Annotated in this window: 1 protein-coding gene; it reads left to right on the top strand. The window is 28.1% G+C overall.

The window, feature by feature from the left end:
- On the top strand, positions 1-228 hold a 228-nt coding region (locus KGF39_RS19710; RefSeq protein ID WP_227823605.1), incomplete at both ends, for a hypothetical protein.

The following is a 228-nucleotide window of genomic DNA, read 5'->3' as shown; positions in this document are numbered from 1 at the left end:
TACAAAAGCAAATATGGTGGAAAAACTATAACAACAACATTTAAAGCAGAAACAGCACAAGCAGCTAAAAACGTATCTGGATTAATAACAAAGATAAATCAATTTAGTAAAGTAAAAGTAAAACAATTAGTATTTAAAACAGAGACAGCACAAGCAGCTAAAAATGTTACTGGTTTAGATAAAAAAGTAGCTAGATACAAAAGCAAATATGGTGGAAAAACTATAACA

The sequence above is a fragment of the Clostridioides sp. ZZV14-6345 genome, assembly GCF_020657775.1.
GTDB lineage: Bacteria > Bacillota > Clostridia > Peptostreptococcales > Peptostreptococcaceae > Clostridioides > Clostridioides difficile_D.
The sequence above is the reverse complement of the archived record's forward strand: the minus strand, read 5'-3'. Positions and strand labels throughout refer to the sequence as shown.